Annotated in this window: 3 protein-coding genes; 2 read left to right on the plus strand and 1 reads right to left on the minus strand. The window is 50.1% G+C overall.

Going from position 1 to position 1553, the window contains the following annotated elements; translation table 11 throughout:
• Positions 1–216: 216 nt before the first annotated feature.
• Positions 217–414, plus strand: a complete 198-nt coding sequence (locus IPZ49_RS20635; RefSeq protein WP_022648035.1) for a hypothetical protein — start codon at positions 217–219, stop codon at positions 412–414.
• Position 415: 1 nt separating this feature from the next.
• Positions 416–1168, plus strand: a complete 753-nt coding sequence (locus IPZ49_RS20640) for a hypothetical protein (RefSeq protein WP_022648034.1) — start codon at positions 416–418, stop codon at positions 1166–1168.
• Between the two features lie 53 nt (positions 1169–1221).
• Here the strand turns inward: IPZ49_RS20640 and IPZ49_RS23265 are convergent.
• Positions 1222–1553: alkyl sulfatase C-terminal domain-containing protein (locus IPZ49_RS23265; RefSeq protein ID WP_227754124.1), on the minus strand; the 332-nt coding region annotated here is incomplete at its 5' end.

Genomic DNA, 1553 nt, shown 5'->3' on the forward strand with positions numbered 1-1553 from the left:
TTAAAACTTACACAATTAGCGTTATTTGTCCAAGTTTGTGCAGATATATTTTTTATACCTCCTTTAATTCAGTGCTTTAAAAACTTTCCCTGAGGTGCCAATTTGAGTCAAAAGCAGATTCTCATCGCCGTGCCGTTATTTTTTAGGGATAACCTTAAGGCAAAGGTGCCATTTATCTTCCAGACTTATCCTTTTAATTCATAAGGATGTCACGCGATGAAAAATTTACTGATGGCGCTCTTTTCCAGCCCGGAATCCTTGTTGCAGGTTATGAGTCACCAGGAAATTATCGAAGCCGTAGAGGATGGCGACCGCATCATCATCGATCAGGATGGAAACGCCTCGGTTAACTACAAAAGTAACGAGGTTCGGCAGGACTTTCTGCGCCATGTCAACGCGCTGAAGAGGGCCTGAAATGGGAACGGCAATATTCATGGTATTGATGGTATGCGGCTACTGGTACACCAGCCGCGATCTCTCAACCCGGTTCAAAATTAAGCGTTCATTCGGCTGGGATGTCTATTTCCTTGTGGCGCTGTATGGCTGCATTTTCGTTTTACAGGGCGTGATCGCCACCGGCCTGCTCTGGCTGCTGTTGTTCGCCCTCTCCGCCGCCGACAACACGTTCCATTTCACGTCCGCAAAATACGCCGACTGGCAAATTGATTTTATGAACTGGAGCTTTTTAGGGATTCAGGCTCCGGTCGTGGTGATGCTGGCCTTTGCGATCCTGTTTTGTCTCTATCGTTCTAACTGGGCCGGCAGCGCGCGGCTGGACGGCGAAGGCCGGAAAAAGCTCTACAAGCGGCTGGCACAATCGAGCGGGATTGAACAACTGCTCTATCAGTGCATGGAGGAAGGTGAACTTGCGCACGTCACGCTGAAGTCGCGGCGGATTTATATTGGCATGATCCATACCGCCACGCTGGAGTATGAAAAAACCGCCAATATCGTGCTTATCCCGATGCTGAGCGGCTACCGCGACGGGGAGAACATGCAGCTGTGTATTGAGCACAACTACAGCAAATGGTACGCCGAGCATGAGGTTACGCTCGACTCAGAGCCAAAAAGCGCTATGGATTTCCGTAAGGTGATCATGCTTGATCAGATCGAGAGTATTTCGCTGTTCGATCCGGCAAGTGCCAGCGCGCTGGCGATGCGTGAATAAAAAAATGGCGCCTTATTTCTAAGGCGCCAGGATTATGTGGATGAAACCTGAACTTATGGCGTTACGATATTGAACCAGAAGTCAAATTTGTCCATGTAGCTCAGCATCTCTTCCAGCTTCGCCCCGTTTCCACTCACCTTCACGTCACCTTTATCCATCGCCTGCTTCAGCGTCTCTTTCTTAAGGATGATGTTGTTCAGCGTGGTGCGGTCAAGCGCGATAGTTGCGTCGGCATCCTTCGCCTGCGCGTTGGCGGTATGGTTCAGCACGCCGTTTTCCAGCTCCAGCTTGTATTTTCCGCCATCCTTACCGAGATCGACATTGAAGACCGCCTTCGCGTTACCGGCCCGCACCCCATTGATGTGCACACCCAGGTAGTCGAAGA

It is taken from the genome of Enterobacter cloacae complex sp. S2 (assembly GCF_015159675.1).
GTDB classification, from domain to species: domain Bacteria; phylum Pseudomonadota; class Gammaproteobacteria; order Enterobacterales; family Enterobacteriaceae; genus Enterobacter; species Enterobacter intestinihominis.